Source organism: Streptomyces sp. NPDC050534 (genome assembly GCF_044457745.1).
Taxonomy (GTDB): Bacteria; Actinomycetota; Actinomycetes; order Streptomycetales; family Streptomycetaceae; genus Streptomyces.
Window position 1 is genome coordinate 598,906 of the sequence record NZ_JBITHF010000003.1, and the last position, 24,171, is coordinate 623,076.

At 71.8% G+C, this 24,171-nt stretch carries 20 protein-coding genes and 2 pseudogenes; 11 read left to right on the forward strand and 11 right to left on the reverse strand.

Annotated features, from left to right (window positions below):
- Window positions 1-2: 2 nt before the first annotated feature.
- Window positions 3-1,295: an iron uptake transporter deferrochelatase/peroxidase subunit gene (gene efeB / locus ACIBN2_RS13720; RefSeq protein ID WP_399134507.1), complete on the reverse strand. Its 1,293-nt coding sequence runs from the start codon at window positions 1,293-1,295 to the stop codon at window positions 3-5.
- A 12-nt stretch (window positions 1,296-1,307) separates the two neighbouring features.
- Window positions 1,308-2,459, reverse strand: coding sequence for an iron uptake system protein EfeO (gene efeO / locus ACIBN2_RS13725; protein WP_399134508.1), 1,152 nt, complete (start codon window positions 2,457-2,459; stop codon window positions 1,308-1,310).
- Between the two features lie 461 nt (window positions 2,460-2,920).
- Between efeO and ACIBN2_RS13730 the strand changes: the two genes are divergently transcribed.
- A complete protein-coding gene (locus ACIBN2_RS13730) occupies window positions 2,921-3,577 on the forward strand; it encodes a PhzF family phenazine biosynthesis protein (protein ID WP_399134509.1) in 657 nt (218 codons plus the stop codon).
- 39 nt (window positions 3,578-3,616) lie between these two features.
- Here ACIBN2_RS13730 and ACIBN2_RS13735 read toward each other — a convergent pair whose 3' ends face one another.
- Window positions 3,617-4,264 (reverse strand): heme oxygenase (biliverdin-producing), encoded by a 648-nt coding sequence (locus ACIBN2_RS13735; RefSeq protein ID WP_399134510.1) that lies wholly within the window; start codon window positions 4,262-4,264, stop codon window positions 3,617-3,619.
- Between the two features lie 150 nt (window positions 4,265-4,414).
- Window positions 4,415-5,272 (reverse strand): type I methionyl aminopeptidase, encoded by an 858-nt coding sequence (gene map, locus ACIBN2_RS13740; protein ID WP_399134511.1) that lies wholly within the window; start codon window positions 5,270-5,272, stop codon window positions 4,415-4,417.
- 58 nt (window positions 5,273-5,330) lie between these two features.
- Here map and ACIBN2_RS13745 point away from each other — a divergent pair, with 58 nt between their 5' ends.
- Window positions 5,331-5,561 (forward strand): hypothetical protein, encoded by a 231-nt coding sequence (locus tag ACIBN2_RS13745; protein WP_399134512.1) that lies wholly within the window; start codon window positions 5,331-5,333, stop codon window positions 5,559-5,561.
- On the opposite strand, the pseudogene ACIBN2_RS13750 reads toward ACIBN2_RS13745, so the two are convergent.
- Together ACIBN2_RS13750 and ACIBN2_RS13755 are read right to left on the reverse strand one after the other, a co-directional pair.
- A pseudogene (locus ACIBN2_RS13750) lies at window positions 5,562-6,981 on the reverse strand (MFS transporter).
- Between the two features lie 63 nt (window positions 6,982-7,044).
- Window positions 7,045-7,647, reverse strand: coding sequence for a hypothetical protein (locus ACIBN2_RS13755; RefSeq protein ID WP_399134514.1), 603 nt, complete (start codon window positions 7,645-7,647; stop codon window positions 7,045-7,047).
- 79 nt (window positions 7,648-7,726) lie between these two features.
- Here ACIBN2_RS13755 and ACIBN2_RS13760 point away from each other — a divergent pair, with 79 nt between their 5' ends.
- From ACIBN2_RS13760 to ACIBN2_RS13770, 3 genes are all read left to right on the forward strand, one after another.
- The gene (locus ACIBN2_RS13760) at window positions 7,727-8,800 is read left to right on the forward strand and encodes an exo-alpha-sialidase (RefSeq protein ID WP_399134515.1); all 1,074 of its coding nucleotides are present in this window, start codon (window positions 7,727-7,729) and stop codon (window positions 8,798-8,800) included.
- 58 nt (window positions 8,801-8,858) lie between these two features.
- The gene (gene npdG / locus ACIBN2_RS13765) at window positions 8,859-9,575 is read left to right on the forward strand and encodes an NADPH-dependent F420 reductase (RefSeq protein ID WP_399134516.1); all 717 of its coding nucleotides are present in this window, start codon (window positions 8,859-8,861) and stop codon (window positions 9,573-9,575) included.
- Window positions 9,576-9,682: 107 nt separating this feature from the next.
- Entirely contained in the window at window positions 9,683-9,859 is a 177-nt protein-coding gene (locus tag ACIBN2_RS13770; RefSeq protein WP_399134518.1) for a hypothetical protein, read from the forward strand.
- Here ACIBN2_RS13770 and ACIBN2_RS13775 read toward each other — a convergent pair.
- Window positions 9,844-10,611 (reverse strand): site-2 protease family protein, encoded by a 768-nt coding sequence (locus ACIBN2_RS13775; protein ID WP_399134519.1) that lies wholly within the window; start codon window positions 10,609-10,611, stop codon window positions 9,844-9,846. The genes ACIBN2_RS13770 and ACIBN2_RS13775 overlap by 16 nt on opposite strands.
- A gap of 215 nt (window positions 10,612-10,826) precedes the next feature.
- Here ACIBN2_RS13775 and ACIBN2_RS13780 point away from each other — a divergent pair, with 215 nt between their 5' ends.
- On the forward strand, window positions 10,827-14,129 hold the full coding sequence (locus ACIBN2_RS13780) for a BTAD domain-containing putative transcriptional regulator (protein ID WP_399134520.1): 3,303 nt from the start codon (window positions 10,827-10,829) through the stop codon (window positions 14,127-14,129).
- Window positions 14,130-14,143: 14 nt separating this feature from the next.
- On the opposite strand, the gene ACIBN2_RS13785 is transcribed toward ACIBN2_RS13780, so the two are convergent.
- The 3 genes from ACIBN2_RS13785 to panB form a co-directional block, all read right to left on the reverse strand.
- The gene (locus ACIBN2_RS13785) at window positions 14,144-14,959 is read right to left on the reverse strand and encodes an ABC transporter permease (RefSeq protein WP_399134521.1); all 816 of its coding nucleotides are present in this window, start codon (window positions 14,957-14,959) and stop codon (window positions 14,144-14,146) included.
- Window positions 14,956-15,981 carry an ATP-binding cassette domain-containing protein gene (locus tag ACIBN2_RS13790; protein WP_399134522.1) on the reverse strand — a complete coding sequence of 342 codons (1,026 nt, stop codon included), beginning with the start codon at window positions 15,979-15,981 and terminating at the stop codon, window positions 14,956-14,958. The genes ACIBN2_RS13785 and ACIBN2_RS13790 overlap by 4 nt, the downstream gene beginning before the upstream one ends.
- Before the next feature lie 142 nt (window positions 15,982-16,123).
- A complete protein-coding gene (panB, locus tag ACIBN2_RS13795) occupies window positions 16,124-16,999 on the reverse strand; it encodes a 3-methyl-2-oxobutanoate hydroxymethyltransferase (RefSeq protein WP_399134523.1) in 876 nt (291 codons plus the stop codon).
- A 196-nt stretch (window positions 17,000-17,195) separates the two neighbouring features.
- Between panB and ACIBN2_RS13800 the strand changes: the two genes are divergently transcribed.
- From ACIBN2_RS13800 to ACIBN2_RS13815, 4 genes and pseudogenes are all read left to right on the forward strand, one after another.
- On the forward strand, window positions 17,196-18,785 hold the full coding sequence (locus tag ACIBN2_RS13800; RefSeq protein ID WP_399134524.1) for an MFS transporter: 1,590 nt from the start codon (window positions 17,196-17,198) through the stop codon (window positions 18,783-18,785).
- 72 nt (window positions 18,786-18,857) lie between these two features.
- Window positions 18,858-19,475: a TetR/AcrR family transcriptional regulator gene (locus tag ACIBN2_RS13805; protein ID WP_399134525.1), complete on the forward strand. Its 618-nt coding sequence runs from the start codon at window positions 18,858-18,860 to the stop codon at window positions 19,473-19,475.
- Between the two features lie 299 nt (window positions 19,476-19,774).
- Window positions 19,775-20,723 (forward strand): annotated as a pseudogene (locus ACIBN2_RS13810) (endonuclease/exonuclease/phosphatase family protein).
- 97 nt (window positions 20,724-20,820) lie between these two features.
- Window positions 20,821-22,038: an MFS transporter gene (locus ACIBN2_RS13815; protein WP_399134526.1), complete on the forward strand. Its 1,218-nt coding sequence runs from the start codon at window positions 20,821-20,823 to the stop codon at window positions 22,036-22,038.
- Between the two features lie 93 nt (window positions 22,039-22,131).
- On the opposite strand, the gene ACIBN2_RS13820 is transcribed toward ACIBN2_RS13815, so the two are convergent.
- Window positions 22,132-23,265 carry an FAD-dependent oxidoreductase gene (locus ACIBN2_RS13820; RefSeq protein ID WP_399134527.1) on the reverse strand — a complete coding sequence of 378 codons (1,134 nt, stop codon included), beginning with the start codon at window positions 23,263-23,265 and terminating at the stop codon, window positions 22,132-22,134.
- A gap of 141 nt (window positions 23,266-23,406) precedes the next feature.
- Between ACIBN2_RS13820 and ACIBN2_RS13825 the strand changes: the two genes are divergently transcribed.
- Window positions 23,407-24,042 (forward strand): TetR/AcrR family transcriptional regulator, encoded by a 636-nt coding sequence (locus tag ACIBN2_RS13825; protein ID WP_399134528.1) that lies wholly within the window; start codon window positions 23,407-23,409, stop codon window positions 24,040-24,042.
- Window positions 24,043-24,171 lie beyond the last annotated feature (129 nt).

Here is a 24,171-nt window from a genome sequence, read left to right on the forward strand (position 1 = left end):
GGCTACGCCTCCTTGGAGAACAGCGTGCTGCCCCACCAGTCGTCCTTGTCACGGACGCCGGGCGGGACCGCGAAGACCGCCGAACCCACGTGCTGGATGTACTCGTTGAGCGCGTCGTGCGCCGACAGCCGGCGCTGCAGCGGGATGAACCCCCTGCGGACGTCGCGCTGGTAGGCGAGGAAGAACAAGCCGGCGTCCAGCCGGCCCAGGCCGTCGGTGCCGTCGGTGAAGGAGTAGCCCCGGCGCAGGATCGTGATCCCGTCGTTGGAGTCGGGGTGCGCCAGCCGGACGTGCGCATCGGGCTTCATCGCCTTCAGGAACGGCTTGTCGTGCTCCTTGGCCTTGCCGACCGGGGCGCCCTCGCCCTTGTCCCGGCCGAAGACGTCCTCCTGCTCCTGGAGCGAGGTGCGGTCCCAGGTCTCGATGTGCATCCGAATGCGCCGGGCGACGAGGTACGAGCCGCCGGTCATCCAGGCCGATTTCTCGTCGACGTCCTGCTTGCCGACCCACACGAACTTCTTCAGCCGGTCGGTCTCGGTGCCCGCGATGTTGCGGGTGCCGTCCTTGAAGCCCATCAGGTTGCGCGGGGTCTGCGCGCCCGGGGTGGTGGACGAGGTCTTGCCGAAACCGAGCTGCGACCAGCGGATGTTGACCTTGCCCATGCCGATGCGGGCCAGGTTGCGGATGGCGTGCACCGCGACCTGCGGGTCGTCCGCGCAGGCCTGGATGCACAGGTCGCCGCCGGTGCGGGCCCTGTCCAGGTTGTCGCCGGCGAACTGCGGCAGGTCCACCAGGGCCTCGGGCCGCCTGTCATTGATCCCGAACTGCTCGCCGTACTTGGCGAACAGTGACGGGCCGAAGCCGATCGTCAGCGTCAGCCGCGAGGGCTTGAGGCCCAGCGCCTCACCGGTGTCGTCCGGCGGCGCCTCGGCGAGACCGCCGTACGCGCCTTCACCGACCGCCTTCCCGGCGGTCATCCGGCGCGCGGCCGCCGTCCAGTCCTTGAGCATCTGCACGAACTCGGCGCGGTCCTCGGTCTGCACGTCGAACGCGGCGAAGTGCAGCCTGTCCTGCACCGGCGTGGCGATGCCGGCCTGGTTGGCGCCGTGGAATCCGACCGCGGCGCCCGTCTCGGCGGCGGCCGGGTCCACGTCGTCGCCGACCCGGCTCATCGCGACTCCGCCGCCGGCCGCGGCGGCACCGAGCGCGAGCCCGGCCCCGCCCCAGCCGATCAGCGAGCGCCGCGACGGCTTGCGGTCGGCGTCGGCGATGGTGGCTTCCTGAGTGTCCGTCATGTCGATCCGTCCCTACTTCGCGACGGCGGCGGCGAGCTTGGACAGGGGCTCGGCGAGCGCGTTCACCGCGTCCGAGAGCTCCTTGCGCTGTTCCTCGGTGACCTTGTCGTACGAGACGAATCCGTTCTGTGCCTTCTCCTGCGAAGCGTCCGTGCGGTACTTGTCGAGCGTCTTGTCCAGCGTGGCGAACTGCTTGTCCAGCTCGGTGGTCAGCGCCTTGTCGTTCTTCTGCGCGACCGGCCTCAGCAGCTCGTACGCCTGCTGCGCGCCCTCCACGTTGGCCTTGAAGTCGCTCAGGTCGGTGTGCGAGTAGCGGTCCTCCTCGCCGGTGACCTTGCCGGTGGCGACCTCGTCGAGCAGCTCCTTGGCGCCGTTGGCCATGGAGGTCGGGGTGATCTCGGCCTTGCCGACCCGCTCCTGCCAGTCCTTGAGGTCGGTGACCAGCTGGTCGGCGAGCGTCTTCTGCGCGGCGCCGATCTTCTTGTCCTGCCACAGCGCCTTCTCCAGCGCGTGCCAGCCGGTCCACTTCTGGCCCTTCTCCAGGCCGTCGGCGCGGGTGTCGGTCTTGGGGTCGATGTCGCCGAAGGACTCGGCGATCGGCTCCGTGCGCTCCCAGCCGACGCGGGAGGGGGCGTAGGCGTCCTGGGCGGCCTTCAGATCGCCGGCCTTGATCGCCTTGGCGAAGGTCTCCACCTTCGGGATGGTCGCGTCGGCCTGCTCCTGCGCGTACTCGCGGTAGGCGGCGACGGCCTTGTCCAGCCGCGGGTCGCGCTTGGCGGCGGCGCCCGAGCCGGTGACGGTGAGCTTCTGCCGGACGCCGTGGCCCTTCATGCCGGGCCGGCAGGCGATCTCGTACGAGCCCGCCTTCACCTCGGCCGTCAGCGAGTACTTGGTGCCCGGTCCGATGTTCTCCTTCTCCGACACGATCCGGTCGTCCGGGAAGAGGATCTCGACCTCGGTCGCCTTGGAGCCCTTGTTCTCGATGCTCAGCGTGACCTGACCGGCCGGCACCGACGTGGCGGAGGTGTCGCACTTGGAGTCGGCTGCCGTCACCTTGATCGCGGCGTCCCCGTCGGCCTTGCTCTTCTCCGTGCATCCCGTGACGGCGGTCAGGGCCGTCACGGCGGCTACGGCGGTGACGACGGAGAGTCTGGCGGCTCGCATGCAGGCTCCTGAGGCTGGCGAAAAATCGTGTGTCCGGGCGAACAAGGATGGTGAGGCTCGCCTAACTTATCTAAGCCTTGCCTGCGTGATACCCGCCCATACGGTGATTCAGCTCTCATGGACGCTGTATGGGCACGGGATGATCACGCTGACCTAAAACGAACGTCAAGAGAAGGTCAAAGGAAATTCAAGGGTTCGGTCGGGCGGGCGTCCCCGACGCTGGTCCCGTGAACAGGCAAGCAGGGCGGGGGATGTTGGGCACGCCCCTGCGGGACGGGCGCTGGGACCTGTCCACGAACGCGTGCCGCAAGCACGCGCGTGACGGCACGCTCGCGCCCGTCCTGATCTGGTGGGTGGACTACCTCGACGGCCAGCGCGGGTCCCCCCCCGGTTCCTGCCCCTGCCCGGGGGTCTCGCGGCCTGGGACGTCCTCGCCGCCCGTGCAGTGTTTCAATGCCCGGGTGACTGATTACGACGTGCTGCGGGTCTTCTGCGCTCCGAACGGCGGCTACGGCAATGAACTCGGCGTCGTGCGTGAGGGATCCGTCATGCCCGGGCGGACGGAGCGGCAGGCGTTCGCCGCGAAGCTCGGGTTCAGCGAGACCGTGTTCGTCGACGACCCGGAGCGCGGGGTCGTCGACATCTACACGCCCACGTTGCGGCTGCCGTTCGCCGGGCACCCCTGCGTCGGCGCGGCCTGGCTGCTCGACGTGCCCGAGCTGGTGACGCCCGCCGGGGCCGTCGGGGCCCGGCAGGACGGGGAGTTCTGCTGGATCGAGGCCCGCGCGGAGTGGGCCCCGCCCCGGACGCTGCGCCAGTACGCCACCGCCGCCGAGGTCGACGAGCTGCCGGTACCGCCGAAAGGCGAGTGGATCTACGCCTGGGCCTGGGAGGACGAGGCCGCGGGCCGGGTGCGGGCGCGGGGCTTCCCGGGGCGCGACGACGGCATCGACGAGGACGAGGCGACCGGCGCGGCCGCACTGCTGCTGACCGACCGGCTGGGGCGGGCGCTGAACATCACGCAGGGCGCGGGCTCGCAGCTACTGACCGCACCGCAGCCGTACGGCTGGGTCGAGATCGGCGGCCGGGTGTATCTGGAGCGTCAGCCGGAGCGTTGAGTGGTGAGCGCTGAATCCCTGAGTGCGATGCGCTGATCGCTACGCGGTCAGGGGGAACTCCCCGCCCAGGGCCCGGAAGACCGCCGTGTTCAGGGCGAACGCCCGCTTGCACTCCGTCACCATGCGCTGCTTCTCCAGGTCGTCCGCGGGGACGGCGTCCAGGAGTTCGCGGTAACTCCGCTTGAAGGCGGCCGGGTTGGCGATCTGCTCGAAGACGTAGAAGCGGACGCCGTCTCCCTTGCGGGCGAAGCCCCACGTCTTCTCCGCCCTGCCGCGGATGATCTGGCCTCCGGAGAGGTCGCCGAGGTAGCGGGTGTAGTGGTGGGCGACGTATCCGGCCGGCCACCGCTCGGCGCACTCCCGCACCCGTGCCGCGTACGCGCGCGTCGCCGGCAGGGCGGACAGCCGCGCCCGCCAGCCGGAGCCGCGCAGATGCTCCAGGTCGCGCTCCAGGGCGGCCAGCCGGTACAGCTCCGGCCGGACGAAGGGGCCGGCCACCGGGTCCGGGGCCAGCCGTTCCGCTCCGGACTCCAATGCCTCGTACACGAACCAGAGTTGCTCGGTGTAGCGCGCGTAGGCGTCCACGCCCAGCCGCCCGCCCAGCAGGTCGCTCATGAACGTCGAGGTCTCGGCCTCCGCGTGCTGCTCGTGGGAGGCGGTGCGGATGGTGGTCGAGAAGGTGTCCATGAGCCTCATCTTTCAAGGTAAGGCTTGCCTAAGTCAATGTCTCGGCCGGTGGCTTCCCGACCTCTCGTCGGTAAAGTTCCCGACAGTGTGTCGGGAAAAACGTACAGGAAAAAACCCGCCCCCAGCAGGGGCGGGTCCCGGTGAGCGGCGTTACGGAAGGGTGAGGATGTCCGCCCCCGACTCCGTCACCACCAGCGTGTGCTCGAACTGGGCCGTGCGCTTGCGGTCCTTGGTGACGACCGTCCAGCCGTCGTCCCACATGTCGTACTCGTGCGTCCCCAGCGTCAGCATCGGCTCGATCGTGAAGGTCATCCCGGGCCGGATGAGCGTCGTCGCGTGCGGGCTGTCGTAGTGCGGGACGATCAGGCCCGAGTGGAAGGACGAGTTGATGCCGTGGCCGGTGAAGTCGCGGACCACGCCGTAGCCGAAGCGCTTGGCGTACGACTCGATCACGCGACCGATGATGTTGATCTGGCGGCCCGGCCTGACCGCCTTGATCGCGCGGTTCAGGGACTCGCGGGTGCGCTCCACTAGCAGACGGCTCTGCTCGTCGACGTCGCCCACCAGGTACGTCGCGTTGTTGTCGCCGTGCACCCCGCCGATGTACGCCGTCACGTCCAGGTTCACGATGTCGCCGTCGCGCAGCACCGTCGAGTCCGGAATGCCGTGGCAGATCACCTCGTTGACCGAGGTGCACAGGGACTTGGGGAAGCCGCGGTAGCCCAGCGTGGAGGGATAGGCGCCGTGGTCGCACATGTACTCGTGGGCGACCTTGTCCAGCTCGTCGGTGGTGACCCCCGGCGAGATCAGCTTCGCGGCCTCCTCCATCGCCCGCGCGGCGATCCGGCCGGCGACCCGCATCGCCTCGATCGTCTCGGGCGTCTGCACCTCCGGGCCGGTGTACGGCGTCGGCGCGGGCTTGCCGACGTACTCGGGCCGGCGGATGTTTCCGGGCACGGAACGGGTGGGGGACAGGTCCCCTGGTACGAGCAGCGACTGGCCAGACATGCCAGCGAGTCTAACGAGCCGCTGTGGGGGAACATGTGGTTGGCGAGAGGAGCAGGTCATGGCGTTGTTCAAGAAGAGCACGGTCGGCAGGCCGGGCGAATGGTTCTACTGCCTGAAGCACAAGAAGGTCGAGGAGGGGCCGGAATGCCCCGCCAAGGACCGGTTCGGGCCCTACGCCTCCCGGCAGGAGGCCGAGCACGCGATGGAGACGGCCCGGGAGCGCAACCTCCAGTGGGACAACGACCCAAAGTGGAACGACGCCCCGGCCGGACGCGCCGACGACGACTGATCAGGTCTGCGCCGGTGCGTCGGACGGTGCGTCGGACCGTGTGTCGGGCGGCGCATCGGCCGGGGTCCCGGTCGCCACGGCCGCCACGGCCGTCGTCCGGCGGGCGCGCAGCCGTGCCGCGTGCTCGTTCGTGCGGACGTCGTAGGTCATCAGCTTCGGCAGGCACAGGGCGAGCAGGCCCACCGCGCCCGCGCACAGCAGGCCGCCTGACCACACGGACGCCCGAACGCCCCACCACGCGGCGAAACCGCCCGCGCGGACCTGGCCGACGGTCGGACCGACCGAGTACGACAGCAGCTCGATCCCGGCGAGCCGGCCGCGCAGCTCGTCCGGGATCGTCTGGTTCCACATGGCCCCGCGGAAGATCCCGCTGACCATGTCGCAGCCGCCGGCCACCGTCAGGAACAGCAGCACGAGCCATACGTCGCCGACGACGCCGGCGGCCGCGATCGCCAGGCCCCACAACGCGGCCGACAGCACGACCATGCGTCCGTGGCGGTGCACGCGCGAGGTCCAGCCGCTGGTCAGGCTCACCAGCAGTGATCCGAAGGGGACGCTCGCGTACTCCCCCAGTGCCTTAAGGGCCTGGGGGGACCCCCAGGCCCAGCGACCAGTCGGCGTCGAGTTCGTCCGCGAGGAACGGCAGCACCGCGAGCGGCATCGCCAGGAACATCGCGGCGAGGTCGACGGCGTAGGTGCCGAGGAGTTCCTTGCGGCCCCAGGCGTAGCGGGCGCCCTCCGCGATCGCCTTGAGCGACGGCTTCGCGGCCTCGTGCGCGGCGGGGGAGGCGGCGATGCGCACGACCAGGGCGACGGAGACGGCGAAGGTCAGCAGATCCGCGCCGTACGCCCAGCCGAGCCCCGCGTACGCCACGACGACGCCCGCCACCGCCGGGCCCGCGACGCCGCCGACCGTCCAGCGAAGGGAGTTGAGGGAGGCCGCGGCGGGCAGGTGCTCGTGGGCCACGATCCGCGGGAACAGCGAGTCGAGCGCGGGTCGCTGCACCGAGACCAGCGCGGAGGACAGGGCCGCCACGACGTACAGCGGCCAGATCGCGGGACTCGGCAGCAGGGCGTCGAGCAGCAGGGCGGCGGACAGCAGGCCCTGCCCCACCTCCGTCCACACGATCAGCTTCCGCTTGTCCAGCGCGTCGGCGAGCGCACCCCCGTACAGCCCGAACACCAGCAGCGGCAGCAGCTCCACGGCCCCGATCGCCCCGACCGCCGCCGCCGACCCCGTGAGTTCCTTCAGCTGCACCGGCACCGCGACGAACGTCAGAAAGCTCCCGAAGTTCGAGACCGTCCCCGACACCCACAGCCGCCGGAAGTCGGCCGAGGCCCGCCACGGCGCGAGATCGGGGAGCAGGGCGCGGAGGCGGGAGGTGCGCGGGGTGGTGGGTTCTGGGGAGCCGGCGGTCACGAGCTGTCATGCTCGGCCGGAAGGAACCGGCGCGGCAACTGCTTTTGGGTCGTGCGGGGTGCCCTACCAGCCCGCCGTCGGCGGTGCCGTCAGATGGTCCGCCAGGCGGGCCAGGCGGTCCCGCAGGCGGCGCCGGCCTCTCGGGGACGGCAGGGCGTTCTCGCCGGCTGCCGCGCTGACCAGGTGCTGGACCGTGTCGAGGTCGAGTTCGGAGGGGGCCGGGACGGTCAGGCACTCGTGGGCCATCGCCGTGAGTTCGTTCTCGCCGGGGCCCAGGGCGAGGACCGTCGTACCGGCCCGGCGTGCGTCGTGGACCCGTTCCAGGAGCGGGGCGCCCGGCCCCCCGGGCGAGACCACGAGCAGCGTCTCGCCGCGCCGGGCCGCCGCCAGCCGGCCCAGGCCGACCGCGAGGTGCGCGGGATCGGTGGGGCGCGCGTCGTGCCGTACGAGGGTCGGGGCCAGCTCCGGAGTCCCCGACCAGGCGGCCTCGTCCACCAGGTGGGCGGCGAGGTGCCAGGGCTCGTACTCCTCGGTGCCGACGAGGAGCAGGCCCCCGCCGTGCGACACCACCGAGCCGCGCAGCGCCCCGGCGAAGCGCCGGGTCGCCCCCAACCACTCGGTCCCGGCGAGGACTTCGCGCAGCAGCGCGACCCGTACGGCATCCATGCGGACGCATCCTGCACCAATCGGACACTCGTGACCCGGAGTTCACCGTGAATTCGCCTGCCCGGGGGACACGAGGCCCATGACCGAAGCCACCGTCCCCTTCCGCGCGGGCCGCGAGGGATACGCCAGTTACCGGATTCCCGCGGTGGTCGCGACCGCCGAAGGCACCCTGCTCGCCTTCTGCGAGGGCCGGGTGAACTCCCCGAGCGACCACGGCCACATCGACATCGTGCTCAAGCGTTCGACGGACGGCGGCCGGACCTGGGGCCCGCTGCAGGTCGCCGCGAGCAACGGCACCGACCTCGCGGGCAACCCCGCCCCCATCGCCCTGGACACCGGCCGCGTCCTCCTCGTCCACGTCCGCTCGGCGGCCACCGCCTCGGAGGACCTCATCGTGCGCGGCAAGGTCAAGGACGCCGACGGGCGCCGCGTGTGGGTGCAGCACAGCGACGACGACGGGGTCACCTGGTCGGGCCCGAAGGAGATCACCGGGCAGGTGAAGAGGGCGGGCTGGCGCTGGTACGCCACCACACCCGGGCACGGCATCCAGCTGAGCACCGGCCGCGTCGTCGTCCCCGGCAACCACACCCTGCCGCCCTCCGGCACCGACGCCGGCGACGAGGGCAGGTACAACGGCGGCCACTGCCTGCTCAGCGACGACCGCGGCGAGACCTGGTCCCTCGGCTACGTCGACGACACCCCCGACGGCTACATCAACGCCAACGAGACCACCGCCGCCGAACTCCCGGGCGGCCGCGTCTACTTCAACACCCGCACCGACTCCACCTCGCCCGGCAACCGCGCCGACGCCCGCTCCGGCGACGGCGGACAGACCCTGCGCACCGGCTTCCGCCCGCAGGCCGGCCTCGACGGACCCGTCTGCCAGGGCAGCCTGCTGCACCTGCGCGACCCGGACGTCCTGCTGTTCTCCGGCCCCGCCTGCCCGTCCGCCCGGGCCCTGATGACCCTGCGCGCCTCGACCGACGGCGGCATCACCTGGCGCCCGGCGTGCACGGTCGACGGACTGCCCGCCGCGTACTCCGACCTCGTACGGATCGACGCCTCTACCGTCGGACTCCTCTACGAGACAGGGGACTTCGGGGCGTACGAGCGGATCGTCCTGCGGCGGGTGCCCGTGACGCGGCTCACCTGAGAGCCTGCGAACAGGCTCTGACCGGCGGGGCTGCCCGGGGCGGACGTAAAGTCGGGCCATGACCTCTAGCGACAGTGCTGCACAGACCCCTGCGAAGGCCCCCGCCAAGGACCCCTGGGACCTTCCCGACGTCTCCGGACTCGTCGTCGGCGTCCTCGGCGGGACCGGCCCGCAGGGCAAGGGACTGGCCTACCGGCTGGCCAGGGCGGGGCAGAAGGTGATCATCGGCTCGCGGGCCGCCGAGCGCGCGCAGGCCGCCGCCGAGGATGTCGGGCACGGTGTCGAGGGCGCCGACAACGCCGAGTGCGCGCGCCGCAGCGACGTCGTGATCGTGGCGGTGCCGTGGGACGGCCACGGCAAGACGCTTCGGTCGCTGCGCGAGGAGCTGAGCGGCAAGCTGGTCGTCGACTGCGTGAACCCGCTCGGCTTCGACAAGAAGGGCGCGTACGCGATCAGGCCGGAGGAGGGCAGCGCCGCCGAGCAGGCCGCCGCCCTGCTGCCGGACTCGCGGGTCACGGCCGCCTTCCACCACCTGTCGGCCGTGCTGCTCCAGGACCCGGAGATCGCCGAGATCGACACCGACGTGATGGTGCTCGGCGAGGTGCGGGACGACGTCGAGATCGTGCAGGCGCTCGCCGGGCGGATCCCGGGCATGCGCGGCGTCTTCGCCGGCCGGCTGCGCAACGCCCACCAGGTCGAGTCCCTGGTCGCGAACCTGATCTCCGTGAACCGCCGCTACAAGGCGCACGCCGGACTCCGTGTGACCGACGTGTGAGCGCGTGGGGGACACTGGAGGCCGTAGCAGTGTCCCCCGAACCCGCGCGGCGTTCTCCCGAGCCCGTGCGGCGTTCGCCCCGAGTCCGCCGACAGGAGCCGACCGAAATGCCCCGCCTTGGCGTCTATGCCTTGATCGTCTTCGTCCTCGCCGTGGCCGCGGCCGTGGTCTCCTTCGCGCAGGGCAGCTGGCTGGGGATCGTGTGGATCCTGCTGGCGGGGCTGTCCAGCAACATGTGCCTGTACTACGTCAGGCGCGGCCGGGGCGCCTACCAGAAGCGGTAGAGGCCGTAGCCGGACGAGGTGTCCCCGTCGCTGACGCCGAGCCCGCGCAGGATCGCGTCGACGAGGTCGAAGAACACCACGTTGATCGACGGCACCCACAGCAGCGCGAACACGAACAGCAGGCCGAACGGCGCGAACGGCTCCACCTGGCGCTTGACGCCGGGGGACAACCAGGGCTCGAGGATGCCGTAGCCGTCCAGGCCCGGTACCGGCAGGAAGTTCAGGATCGCCGCGGTGACCTGGAGCAGGGCGAGGAACGCGAGGGCGTACCGGAAGTCGCTCGGCACACCGTCCAGGGCGTGCAGCCAGAACGGCGCCGTGCACACGGCCGCGAACAGGACGTTGGTCAGCGGGCCCGCCGCGGAGACGAGGCTGTGCCGCCAGCGCCCCCGGATCCGGCCCCGCTCGATGAAGACGGCACCGCCGGGCAGGCCGATGCCACCCATGATCACGAAGATCACGGGGAGCACGATGCTCAGCAGTGCATGCGTGTACTTCATGGGGTTCAGCGTGAGATAGCCCTTGGAGCCGACCGTGATGTCGCCGCTGTGCAGGGCGGTGCGCGCGTGCGCGTACTCGTGCAGGCACAGCGAGACGACCCAGGCCGCCGTCACGAACAGGAACACGGCCAGGCCAGGCTGCTCGGCGAACCCGGTCCAGGTGGCCCATCCCGTGACCGCCGTGACGGCCAGTATCCCGAGGAAGACGGGACTGACCCTCCGGTCGCTGCGGCTGGTGGTGACGGTGGTCATGGGACTCCCTGGACGACACTTTCCCCGCGGTGGGACGCCCGACGGTACCGGGCGCACGGGGAAAACGTCTCGCAGTGGTGCGGGGGTTCCGTGGAAGGGTGGGAAGCCGGGGCTCCGGCAGAAGTTCCGGGGGCGCGGGCACCGCACGCGTTCCGGGCCGCGCCGACGCACCGCCCGCCCGAACCCCGTGACCGGCCCCGACGTCTACGGAGACAATGGACCCCGTGCGCTATCGCATCCTCGGCACCACTCAGGCGCTCCGCCCCGACGGCACACCCGTCCAGGTCGGCGGGGCGCGGTTGCGTGCTCTGCTGACCGTGCTCGCCCTGCGGGCCGGCCGTACCGTGCCGGTGAGTCTCCTGCTCGACGAGGTGTGGGACGGCGATCCGCCCGCCGACGCGCCGGGCGCGCTCCAGGCGCTGGTGGGGCGGTTGCGCCGGGCCGTCGGCGCGGACGCCGTCGCCTCCGACGAGGGCGGCTACCGGCTCGCGGCCCGGCCCGACGACATCGACCTGCACCGTTTCGAGCGGCTGACCGGCGAGGGCGTGCGCGCGCTCGCCGACGGCGACCCCGCCAAGGCCGCCGTCGTCCTCGACGACGCCCTCGGCCTGTGGCGCGGTCCCGCCCTCGCCGACCTGCCCGACCGCGCCGCCGAGGCGGCCCGCTGGGACGCCCGCCGCCTGGACGCCCTGCGCGCCCGCCACAGCGCCGCCCTCGCCCTGGGGCACGGCGAGCAGTCCGTGCCCGAACTGACCGCCCTGTGCGACACCCACCCCCTGGACGAGCCCCTCCAGGCCCTGCGGCTGCGCGCCCTGCGCGACGCGGGCCGTACGGCAGAGGCGCTGGCCGCCTTCGAGGACGTACGGCGGCTGCTCGCGGACCGGCTGGGCTCCGACCCGGGGCCCGAACTGGCGTCCCTGCACGGGGAGTTGCTGGCCGGCGGCCCCAAGGCGCCTGCCGGGCGCCGTGAGCAGCCGGCGGCCGTCGCCCCCGCGCCGCCGGAGACTGCGCGCCCCGGCAACCTGCGCGCCCGTCTGACCTCCTTCGTCGGCCGGGAGGCCGACATCGATGCCATCCGGGGCGACCTCGCGGCGGCCCGGCTGGTGACGCTGCTCGGCCCCGGCGGGGCCGGCAAGACGCGGCTGTCGCAGGAGGCCGCCGAGACCGTGCGCGACGCCGCCCGGGACGGGACGTGGCTGGCCGAACTGGCCCCCGTCGACGACCCGGAGGCCGTGCCGGAAGCCGTCCTCACCGCCGTGGGCGCCCGCGAGACCGTGCTGTACGGCGCCGGGGCCGAGGCGATGCGGGCCGCCGGCAGCGACCGGCACGACGACCCGCTGGAGCGGCTCGCCGAGCACTGCGGCAGGCGCCGCATGCTGATCGTCCTGGACAACTGTGAGCATGTCGTCGACGCCGCCGCCCGGCTCGTGGAGCACCTGCTGGAGCGCTGCCCCGAGGTGACGGTGCTCGCCACGAGCCGTGAACCCCTGGGCGTGCCGGGGGAGTTGCTGCGTCCCGTGGAGCCGCTGCCCGAACCGGTGGCCCTGCGCCTGCTCGCCGACCGGGGAGCCGCCGCCCGGCCGGGTTTCAGTGTCGAGGAGGACCGCGAGGCGTGCGCCGAGATCTGCCGGCGCCTGGACGGACTGCCCCTCGCGATCGAACTCGCCGCCGCCCGGCTCCGCATGCTCACACCCCGCCAGATCGCCGACCGGCTCGACGACCGCTTCCGCCTCCTCACCTCCGGAAGCCGTACGGTCCTGCCCCGCCAGCAGACCCTGCGCGCGGTCGTGGACTGGTCCTGGGACCTGCTCGACGAGGACGAACGGGACGTGCTGCGCCGCCTGTCGGTGTTCGCCGGCGGCTGCGACCTCACCGCCGCCGAGGCCGTCTGCGGCCCCGCGGCGCTGGAGGCCCTGGGCTCGCTCGTCGACAAGTCCCTTGTCGTGGCCGCCCCTTCGGGCGACGGCGAGATGCGCTACCGGCTGCTGGAGACCGTCGGCGAGTACGCGGGCGAGCGTCTGGCCCAGGCGGGCGGACCGGCCGAGGCCGGGGTCGCCCACCGCACGTACTACCGCGAACTCGCCCGCCGCACCGACCCGTTGCTGCGCGGCCCCGACCAGCGCGGGGCCATCGGCCTGCTAGAGCGCGAGTACGAGAACCTGCGCACCGCGCTGCGCCACGCCGTCGCCCAGGGCGACGAGCAGGAGGCGCTCTGCCTGGTGCTGTCGCTGAGCTGGTACTGGCAGATGCGCGACCTGCGCATCGAGGCCCGCAACTGGTCCCGCGAGGTCCAGGCCCTGGGCCCCGACCCCTTCACCGAGCCCGTCCGCCCCGCCGTCCCGGTGTGGGAGCGCTGCACGGACACCCCGCCGCCCTGGCGCGGCGAGCTGCTCGACGAGGCACGGCGCGGCCTGCACCTCGTCCATCTCGCCTGCATGGACACCGAGTTGGAGGTCTGGCAGACCCCGCAGGCGCAGACGAAGCTGCGCATCATCTCCGAGACGTACTCCCCGGGGCTGCCGCAGACCTGCCGCAGCCCCGGCTCCCTGTGGTTCTTCGCCGTCATGCTCACCGGCGACATGAAGAAGCTGCGCGAGCTGGTCGAGGCCGCCGTCCGCACCTGCCGCACCACGCCCGGGCACGAGTGGGAGCTCGCCGCCAGTCTGCACATGCGGGCCAACCTGCTCGCCAACCGCAGCGACTGGGCGGGCGACGCGATCCGTGACGCCGACGAGGCGCTGGAGATCTACCGCCGGCTCGGCGACCTGTGGGGCACGGCCGAGGCGCTCTCCGCGCGCGGCGAGGCGAACGAGAAGCGGGGCAGGTGGCGGGCGGCCGCCGCCGACTACGAGTCCGCGATCGAGCACGCCGAGCGCCTCGGCGCCCGCGCCCAGGTGGCCGTACTCAGCGCCCGGCTCGGCGCCGCGCTGCTGGAGGCGGGCGAGATCGAACGCGGCGAACGGCTGCTGCACGAGGTGATCGACCAGCAGGACGGGGCGGGCAACGAGGCGATGCCCGCCGCCCGGCTGTTCCTCGCCGGCCGTTACGGCATGACCGGCCGGATCCCGCAGGCACGCGAGGAGATCCGGCTGCTGCGCGAGCAGTTCAAGATCGCGCACTTCGTCGTCTTCGACGCGTTCATCCTGGGCATGGAGGCCTGGCTGGACGGCGCCGACGGCCGTCACGAGGAGGCGCTGGAGAAGGTGCGGGGGGCGCTCGCGCGGGCCGGTGACCCGCTCTCGGAGGCCATCGCCCCGTCGATGCGCTCCACCTACCTGACGGTCGCGGCGGTCGCCCTCGCCGGACTGGACGGCGGCAGCCGCGCCCGCGACGCCGCCCGCTGCCTCGGAGCCGCGGAGCAGTTCCTGCCGCCCGGCCACGTCCCCTCGTACCTGGAGCGCGAGACACTCGCCCGGGCCGTGGCGGACACCCGCGCGGCCCTGGACGACGAGGCGTACGAGGCGGCGTACGCGGAGGGCGGCGGCCTCTCCATGGAGGAGGCCACCGCCCTGGTCTGACGCGAGGGTGAACGTCAGCTCTTGGTACGGAACTTGTGGATCGCGTACGGCGCCGCCACCGCGGTGATCGCCACCGACCAGCCCAGCGTCACCCACAGGTCGTGCGCCACCGGGCCGCCCACCATCAGCCCGCGGGCCGCGTCGGCGAGCGTGGACAGCGGGTTGTAGTCGGTGAAGGCCTGCAGCCAGCCCGGCATCGACTTCGTCGGCGCGAAGATCGACGAGCCGAACTGGAGCGGGAACAGCACCAGGAAGCCCATCGCCTGCACGGACTGCGCGTTCTTCAGGACCACGCCCAGGGTGAGGAACACCCACATGATCGAGGAGGCGAACACCGCGGACAGGCCGACGGCCGCGAACAGACCGCCCCAGTGGTTGATGTCGAACCCGACCAGCATGGCGACGATCATCAGCACGGTCGTCGCGAACAGCATCCGCACCAGCTCGACCGAGATCTTCGCGAAGAGCACCGAGCCGCGGCCGATCGGCAGGGACCGGAAGCGGTCCATGACACCGGAGTTGAAGTCCTGGCTGAATCCGGTGCCGACGCCCTGGGACAGCGTCATGCTCATCATCGCGATCATGCCCGGGATGACGTACTGGACGTACCCGTCCTGACCGCCGCCCAGGGCCTGCCCGATCGAGCCGCCGAAGACGTACACGAACAGCAGGGTGAAAACGACGGGCATCAGCACAGCGTCGAACATCGACTCGGGGTCCTGCTTGATCCACAGCAGGTTGCGGCGGACCAGGGCGCCGGTGTGGCGCAGGTGGCCGCGCAGGGAGATACGGGCGTCGGCAACAGGGGCCGGGGCGGTTGCGGCGCTCATACGGCGACCTCCTCGCGGGTCTCGGTGGGAACGGCGTCCTGCGGGGCACTGGCGCGGTGGCCGGTGAGGGACAGGAACACCTCGTCCAGGCTGGGCAGTTCGGTCGTGATGGAGCTGATGGTGATGCCGCGCGCCATGACCACGCTGACCACGGCGGTCAGCTGCTCGTCGCTGAGGATCGGCACCAGCACGGTGCCACTGCCGGTGTCGACGGTCGTGGTGGCGAGCCCGGTGATGCCGAGCTCGTCGAGGGCGGCGGCGAGCGGCTCCAGCTGCACCGGGTCGGCGGGCCGCACCCGCAGCGTGCGGCCGCCCACCTTGGCCTTGAGCTCGTCGATCGCGCCCCCGGCGATGACCTTGCCGCGGTCCACGACGGTCAGCTCGGAGGCGAGCTGCTCGGCCTCCTCCATGTACTGGGTGGTCAGCAGGACGGTCACGCCCTCACCGACCATGGCCTTGACCTCGTCCCACACCTCGTTGCGGGTGCGCGGGTCGAGCCCGGTGGTGGGCTCGTCGAGGAACAGCACCTCGGGGCGCCCGATCATGGAGGCGGCGAGGTCGAGCCGGCGCCGCATACCGCCGGAGTAGGTGCTCGCGGGCCGCTTGCCGGCGTCCGTGAGGGAGAAGCGCTCCAGCAGCTCGTCGGCACGGGCGCGGGCGTCCCTGCGCGGCAGGTCGAGCAGCCGCCCGATCATGTAGAGGTTCTCCCAGCCGGGGAGCTTCTCGTCGACCGAGGCGTACTGCCCGGTGAGTCCTATCACCCGGCGCAGCTGCCGCGGCTGGCGCAGGACGTCGTACCCGGCGACGGTCGCCTCGCCCGAGGTCGGGCTGAGCAGAGTGGACAGAATGCGCACGAGGGTGGTCTTGCCCGCCCCGTTCGGCCCGAGCACGCCCATCACGGTGCCCTCGCGCACGTCCAGGTCGACGCCGTCCAGCGCCTTGGTCTCGCCGTAGTGCTTGACCATCCCCCGCACGGTGACGGCCATGCCGCCGCCACTGGCGTTGTTGTCGATTCGCGTCATGACCAGAACGGTGCCAGGCCCCACCGACAAACGACCGACAGGCCACCGACAGCGCCGTGCCCGCGCCTACAGGCCGCCGACAGACAAAGAAGCAGCCCGCCGACGGGGGACGATCGGCGGGCTGCCTTGGTGCCGCAGTGGCTCAGTGGACGGAGTTCTCCTCGGCCGGGAAGGTCCCGCCGACGACGTCCTCGGCGTACGCCTTGACGGCGTTGCCCATGACCTCACGCAGGTCGGCGTACTTCTTGACGAACTTCGGCACCCGGCCCGGGGTCAGGCCGAGCATGTCGGTCCAGACGAGGACCTGGGCGTCGGTGTCGGGACCTGCGCCGATGCCCACCGTCGGGATGTGCAGCACCCGCGTCACCTCGGCCGCCAGCTCCGCCGGGACCAGCTCCAGCACGACCGCGAACGCGCCCGCGTCCTGCACGGCCTTCGCGTCGCGCAGCAGCTGCTGGGCCGCCTCCTCGCCGCGGCCCTGGACGCGGTAGCCCATGGCGTTGACGGACTGCGGGGTCAGGCCGATGTGGGCCATCACCGGGATGCCGGACTCCACCAGGAGCCGGATCTGCTCGTGCGAGCGCTCGCCGCCCTCCAGCTTGACGGCGCCGACACCGGCGTCCTTGACCAGCCGGGTCGCCGAGCGCAGCGCCTGCACCGGGCCCTCCTGGTAGGAGCCGAACGGCAGGTCGCCGACGATCAGGGCGCGCTGCGTGCCGCGCACCACCGCGGCCGACAGCATGGTCATCTCGTCCATGGTGACGGGCACGGTCGTCTCGTACCCGAGGTGGCAGTTGCCCGCCGAGTCGCCCACGAGGAGCACCGGGATGCCGGCCTCGTCGAACACGGACGCGGTCATCGCGTCGTAGGCGGTGAGCATGGGCCACTTCTCGCCACGCTCCTTGGCGAGGGCGATGTCGCGCACGGTGACGCGGCGCGTGCTCTTGCCCCCGTACAGCGCCTTGCTGCCGTCGGAGGGCTTGTTCTGCGCAGGCTGGGCAGCCGAGAGCTGCGTCATGACAACGGCTCCTTCAGTCATCTCGAGGCGCCCTGACGGCGTCCCCGGATCACGTCCATGGTGGCACCTCGTGCCAGCCCGAGCCAAGGGGACCTACGTCACGCATGAAGCGCCCGAGGGACGGCCTGCGTAAGGGCTGAGTAAAATCATTTCGATACGGTACGGTCTCGTATTCTAATTACCTAAGCTGGTGCGCATGACCACTCCACCTGCCACTGCCGGCCGGATCCCCGAAGAGGTGCACCGGCGCCGCTGGGCGATCCTCGGCGTGCTGATGCTGAGCCTGCTGATCGTGGTGCTCGACAACTCCATCCTGAACGTCGCGATCAAGACGATCTCCACCCCGGCTCCGACCGGCCTCGGCGCCACGCAGAGTGAGCTGGAGTGGGCGATCAACGCCTATACGCTCGTCTTCGCGGGCCTGCTGTTCACGGCGGGCCTCATCGGTGACCGGGTGGGCCGCAAGAAAGTGCTGCTCGGCGGCATCGTCGTGTTCGGCATCGGTTCCGCGCTGGCCGCCGAGTCCGGCTCGCCGGCCCAGCTCATCGCCTTCCGCGCGCTGATGGCGCTCGGCGCCGCCTTCGTCATGCCGGCCACCCTCGCCGTCCTCATGAACGTCTTCGAGCGCGACGAGCAGCCCAAGGCCATCGGCATCTGGGCCGGCGGCGTCGGCCTCGCGATCGCCATCGGCCCGATCACCGGCGGTCTGCTCCTCGACCACTTCTGGTGGGGCTCGGTCTTCCTGATCAACGTGCCGATCGTGCTCCTGGCGCTCGCGCTGATGGTGTGGCTGGTGCCGGACTCCCGCGACCCGAAGCCGGGCCGGCTCGACCCGATCGGCGTGGTCCTGTCCGTCATCGGCCTCGTCCTGCTCGTCTACGGCATCATCAAGGGCGGCCAGCTCGCCGACTTCACGGACCCGACCGTGCTGGCGACCATCGGCGCCGGCGCCCTCGTGCTCGCCCTGTTCGTGGTGTTCGAGAAGCGCAGCGACCACCCGTCCCTGGACGTCACGTACTTCAAGAACAAGGTGTTCTCGGCCGCCATGGCCGCCATAGCGCTGGTCTTCTTCGCGCTGATGGGCGTGACCTTCTTCTCCGTCTTCTACACCCAGAGCGTGCGCGGCTACTCGCCGCTGCAGTCCGGGCTGCTGATGCTGCCGCTGGCCGCCGCGCAGATGATCTTCGCGCCGCGGGCCCGGCTGGTCGTCGACCGGTTCGGCAACAAGGCCACCACCGGGGCCGGTCTGCTGGTGCTCGCCGGCATGCTCGCCGCCTTCGCGGGCTTCGAGGCGGACACCCCGATCTGGGTCCTGGAGGTCGTCTTCTTCTTCATGGGCGCGGGCATGGCGCACGTCATGACCCCGACCAGCGTGGTCATCATGCAGGCGCTGCCCCGCGAGAAGGCGGGCTCCGCCTCCGCGCTCAGCAACACCTTCCGCCAGGTCGGCGGCGCGCTCGGCATCGCCGTGCTCGGCTCGGTGCTGTCCACGGCGTACCGCACCGGCATCGAGGACAAGCTGGGCCTGCTCCCGAAGGGCCTCAGGGATACCGCCGGCGAGTCCATCGAGGCCACGCTCGGCGTCGCCGCGAAGCTCGGCCCGCAGGGCAAGGGCCTGATCACCCCGGCCAACGACGCCTTCCTGCACGCCATGCACGTCACCGCCCTGTGCGGCACGGTCGTCGCGCTGCTCGGCGCGCTCGTGGTCTTCCTCTTCCTGCCCGGCAAGCCGCCGGCCCGTCAGAAGGGCGAGGAGCAGCAGGAGTTGGTGACAGTGACGGAATGACTCCTTCCCGGCTGCTCAGGGGTGCCGTGCGCAAGGGAGAATCGGACCAGCACACCGAAGGGACGCAGTGACGTGAGCCTCGCCGACAGCCAAGCCGATCCCGGGGCGCCCACCAGGGGCCGCCCCCGCAGTGAGGCCGTCGAGCGCGCCATCGTCGAGGGCGTGATGAGGCTCCTGGAGGAGGGCGTGCCGCTGGCCGAGCTCTCCATCGAGCGCATCGCCCGCACCGCGGGAGTCGGCAAGGCCACCATCTACCGGCGGTGGAACGGCAAGGAGGAGCTCTTCGTCGACGTCATCCGCGCCGCCGAGCCGCCGGACCCCGAGCTGCCCGGCACCTCGATGCGCGACGACCTGGTGGCGATGCTGGAACAGCTGCGCAGGCGCGGGGTGATGACCCGGAGTTCGGCGCTGCTGCACAACGTCTTCGCCCAGATGAAGAGCAGCCCGAGGATCTGGCGGGCGTACCAGGCCGCCGTCGTCGAACCGCGCCGCCGGCTCCAGGTCGAGGTGCTGCGGCGGGGGCAGGCGAACGGCGAGATCCGGGCAGACGTCGACGTCGAGTTGCTCAACGACATCGTCGTCGGCCCGATGCTGCTGCGCAGTGTCATGCGCCCGGACGCGGACCTGCCCGAGGGCCTCTCGGAGGAGATCGTCGACACAGTGCTCGAAGGGCTACGGCCCGTCAGCTAGCTTTCCGTCCAGCCGGTATGTGCGCGTTCCGTCACAGAGCACGCTTTCCGTCCGCGAATTCGGAACTCACCGCCCCGACTTCTTCGTCCCACTGCCCGTACGGCCGTCACCGGACGGCGAGATCGAAGCCGGACATCCCCTAGGGTCGTAGACACGGGGGACGGACGGTGGGCACGGCAGGCAGTGAGGCGACGCGGTATGGCGCAGCAGGCGTACGTGACGGAGACCGGCAACGGCGGCTCGGGGCCCGAGCACCGGGGCGACCGCTTCCGCCGCCTGCTGAACCGTCTGTTCTCCGGCTGGCGGGGCGATCCGAGAATCTGGCGCCGCGGCATCGTGACGGCGGCCGTCGCCGTGCTCCTGGCGCTCGTGATGCTGCTGCACGCGCGGATCCCCAACAGGATCGGCAACCTGGGCAGTCTCACCGAGACCTTCCTGCCCTGGCTCGGCCTGCTGGTGCCGGTGCTGCTGCTGATCGGGCTGCTGCGCAAGTCGGTCACCGCGCTGATCGCGCTGGTGGTGCCGGTGGCCGTGTGGCTGAACCTCTTCGGCGGCCTGCTCACCGACAAGACCGGCAGCGGCGGTGACCTCACCGTCGCCACGCACAACGTCAACGCCGACAACCCCGACCCCGCGGGCACGGCCCGCGACGTGGCCGCCTCCGGCGCGGACGTGGTGGCCCTGGAGGAGCTGAAGGCGTCGGTGGTCCCGGTCTACGAGCGGGCGCTGGCCTCGACGTACAGGTACCACTCGGTGCAGGGCACCGTCGGGCTGTGGAGCAAGTACCCGATGACCGGCGTCAAGGCCGTCGACATCAAGCTGGGCTGGACCCGGGCCATGCGCGCCACGGTCGCCGCCCCCGGGGGAGACGTCGCCTTCTACGTCGCCCACCTGCCCTCGGTCCGCGTCAAGCTGGAGGCCGGGTTCACCGCCCGTCAGCGTGACACGAGTGCCGACGCGCTGGGCGAGGCCATCGCGAACGAGCCACTGAAGCGCAAGGTGCTGCTCGGCGACCTCAACGGCACCATGAACGACCGCGCCCTGAACGGGGTCACCGCGCAGCTGCGCTCCACGCAGGGCGCGGCGGGCAGCGGCTTCGGGTTCAGCTGGCCGGCCTCGTTCCCGATGGCGCGCATCGACCAGATCCTGGTCCAGGGCGTCGAGCCGGTGAGCTCGTGGACGCTGCCCGCGACCGGCAGCGACCACCTTCCGATCGCGGCCCGTGTGAACCTGGACACCGGCTCTTAACCCCTGGGAATTCTGAGCCTGGCAGAGTTTGTTCCGCAACTGAACTTAGACGGTGGAACACACGTACCTCTGCTCCCCGAAAGGAACAGGCTCCTTCATGCCCCTGGCCCTGCTCGCTCTGGCCGTCGGCGCTTTCGGTATCGGCACGACCGAGTTCGTGATGATGGGACTGCTGCCCGACGTCGCGGACGACCTGCACATCTCGATCCCCGCCGCGGGACACCTGGTCTCGGCGTACGCGCTGGGCGTCGTCATCGGCGCCCCGCTGCTGGCCGCGCTCACCTCCCGGATGTCCCGCCGTACGGTCCTCATCGGCCTGATGGCGCTGTTCGTGGTGGGCAACACCCTGTCCGCCTTCGCCCCCGGCCCCGACTCGCTCCTGGCAGCCCGCTTCCTGAGCGGGCTGCCGCACGGCGCCTTCTTCGGCGTGGGTGCCGTCGTCGCGACGACCATGGTGGCGCCGGAGCGCAAGGCGCGCTCCGTGTCGCTGATGTTCCTCGGACTCACCGTCGCCAACGTCGCCGGCGTCCCGGTCGCCACGCTCATGGGACAGCACCTGGGCTGGCGCGCCACCTTCCTCGGCGTCGGCGCGATCGGCCTGGCGGCGATCGCCGCGCTCGCGCTGCTGATCCCGCACGACCACACGCACGCCGCCCCGGCGGCCGGCCTGCGCGGCGAACTGGCCGCGCTGCGCTCCCTGCCCGTCTGGCTGGCCCTCGGCACCACGGTCGCCGGGTTCGGCGCGCTGTTCGCCGCCTACAGCTACATCACGCCGATGCTCACGGACGCCGCCGGGTACGCCGAGACCAGCGTGACGCTGCTGCTCGCCCTCTTCGGCGTCGGCGCGACCATCGGCAACCTGGCGGGCGGACGCCTGGCCGACCACTCCCTGCGCGGGACGCTGTTCGGCGGCCTGCTGTCGCTGGTGACCGTCCTGGCCCTGTTCCCGCTGCTCATGTCGACGCAGTGGAGCGCGGCCCTCGCCGTGATCCTGCTCGGCGCGGCGGCCTTCATCACCGGCTCGCCCCTCCAGCTGATGGTCATGGAGAAGGCGTCGGCGGCCCCCTCCCTGGCCTCGTCGGCCAACCAGGCCGCCTTCAACCTGGCGAACGCCGGCGGCGCCTGGATCGGTGGCCTGGCCCTGGCGGCCGGGTTCGGCGTCACGTCCCCCGCGCTGACCGGCGCGGCACTGGCCGTACTCGGCCTGGGCGTGGCGGGCACGGCGTACGCGGTGGACCGGCGGCGGGAGGTCGTCCGGGTGGGCCGCGTGGTCGCAGCGCACGTGCCGGAACGGTCGGGGGTGCTGCACCGCTGACCTGGGCTCCGCCTCCGGGCCCGTCGCCTCGGCGCGCTCACCACTGCACCGGCACTGACAGGCCGCTCCAACGGCCCGCTCCGGAGCGGGCGTTCAGTCCCGGGCCGCGCCGGCGAAGTCGGGCAGTTCCGTGGACAGCAGCCCGGCGGCGGCGCCGTCGAGGAGCCGGGCCGTCTCGGTGGAGCGGGGCACCATGGTCTTCTCGTAGGCGCGGACGGCCTCGTCGACGGTGTCGCTGTGCGCGACGGCCAGCGCGAGTTCGCAGGCGTCGAGCATGGCGAGGTTGACGCCGACGCCGAGCGGGGGCATGAGGTGGGCGGCGTCGCCGAGCAGGGTGACGGTGGGGTGGTGCTCCCAGGTGTGCGGCACCGGCAGGGCGAAGATCGGTCGGTCGACGTAGGGGCCGTCGTTGCCGGCGATCAACTCGCGCATACGGGGCGACCAGTGGGCGTAGCGCTCCAGCAGGACGCGGCGGATGCCGTCGGTGTCCTCGGGCGTCAGGCCGGCGGCGGTGATCCAGTCGGCGGGGACGCGCTGGACGATGTAGACACGGATGTGGTTTCCGCTGTTGCGCTGGGCGAACAGGCAGCGCTCTCCGTCGGCCGCCGCGGCGCTGCCCTGGCCGACCAGCTCGGCGATGCGAGGGTGCCGGTCGTCGACGTCGTCGAACCGGGCCTCGAGGAAGCTCACGCCGCTGTACTCGGGAGTGGCGCGGGAGACGGCTCGGCGGACCGTGGACCAGGCGCCGTCCGCGCCGATGACGAGATCGGCCTCGGCGGTGGCGCCGTTCGCGAAGTGCAGGGTCCGCGGTCCGCCGGCGGGGCCGGAGACCTCCCTGAGGGTGTGGCCCCAGCGCACGGTGCCCGGCCGCAGGGAGTCGAGCAGCAGGTCACGCAGTTGGCCGCGGTCGATCTCCGGCTTGAACTGCTCCCCCTCCTCGGGGAGATGGTGGAAGAGCGTCGTGCCGGCCGTGTCCAGCTGGCGCATCTCCTGCCCCTCGGGGCGAGCCAGCCGGAAGAAGGCGTCGAGCAGTCCGGCTTCGCGCAGGGCGATCTGGCCGTTGTCGGCGTGCAGGTCCAGGGTGCCGCCCTGGTTCCGGGCGCCGGGACCGGTGTCCCGGTCGTGGACGGTGGCGGTGATGCCGTGCCGCTGGAGGATACGGGCGCAGGTCAGGCCGCCAGGGCCGGCGCCGATGATGGCGATACGGGGTGCGGGGGTGGCGTTCATGGTGGTCTCCGCTCGTGACGCGCACACGGCTGTGCCGCGGCTGCCGGTGGGTGAGGAGGAGTCCAAAGAAAAGCACACCGAGGCAATAAGTGCAACGACTCAACTTTTGAAACAGTGCAACCTTGGCGGTAGGCTGCGGGCATGCCCGACACCACGACCGACACCGCACCCACCGCCGCGCCGGCGCCCCAGGGCCGCCGAGAGCGCAAGAAGGCAGCCACTCGCCGGGCCATCGCGGACGCCGCCCTGCACCTGTTCCTCCAGCGCGGATACGACGATGTCGGCATCCGCGAGATCGCGGACGCCGCCGACGTGTCCACCACGACGCTGTTCAAGCACTTCCCGGTCAAGGAGGCCCTCGTCTTCGACGAGGAGGACGACGTGGAGGCGGCTTTGCTCGCCGCGGTGCGCGAACGGCCCGAGGGTCAGTCCGTCCCCGCGGCGCTGCGCGAGCACGCACTGCGCTCCCGGCTCCTCACCGCGGACGGCGACCCCCGCTTCGCGGCCTTCCTCCGCCTGGTGAACGACACCCCCGCCCTGCGCGACTACCACCAGAACATGTGGCTGCGCCACACCGCCGCCCTGGCGCACGTCATCGCGGTGGAGGGCGGACTTCCCGCGGACGATCCCGCCTGCACCGCTCTCGCCCACTTCGCCCTCGTGGCACCTCGTGCCGCCCAGGGTCACGACGACCCCCGCCAGGCCGTCACCCGCGCCTTCGAACTGCTGGAATCCGGCTGGAGCACGCTCGCTCCCACCCGTCGCCAACCGTCCTGAGGGCGGCTCTCGCCGCTACGGTTCGCCCAGCACGCACCAGACCGTCTTGCGGTCCGCTCCCGGGGCCGGACAGGAGGGTCGGCAGCGCACGGGTCCGGATCGGTGACCTCGACGCGGGTGTGCCCGTGC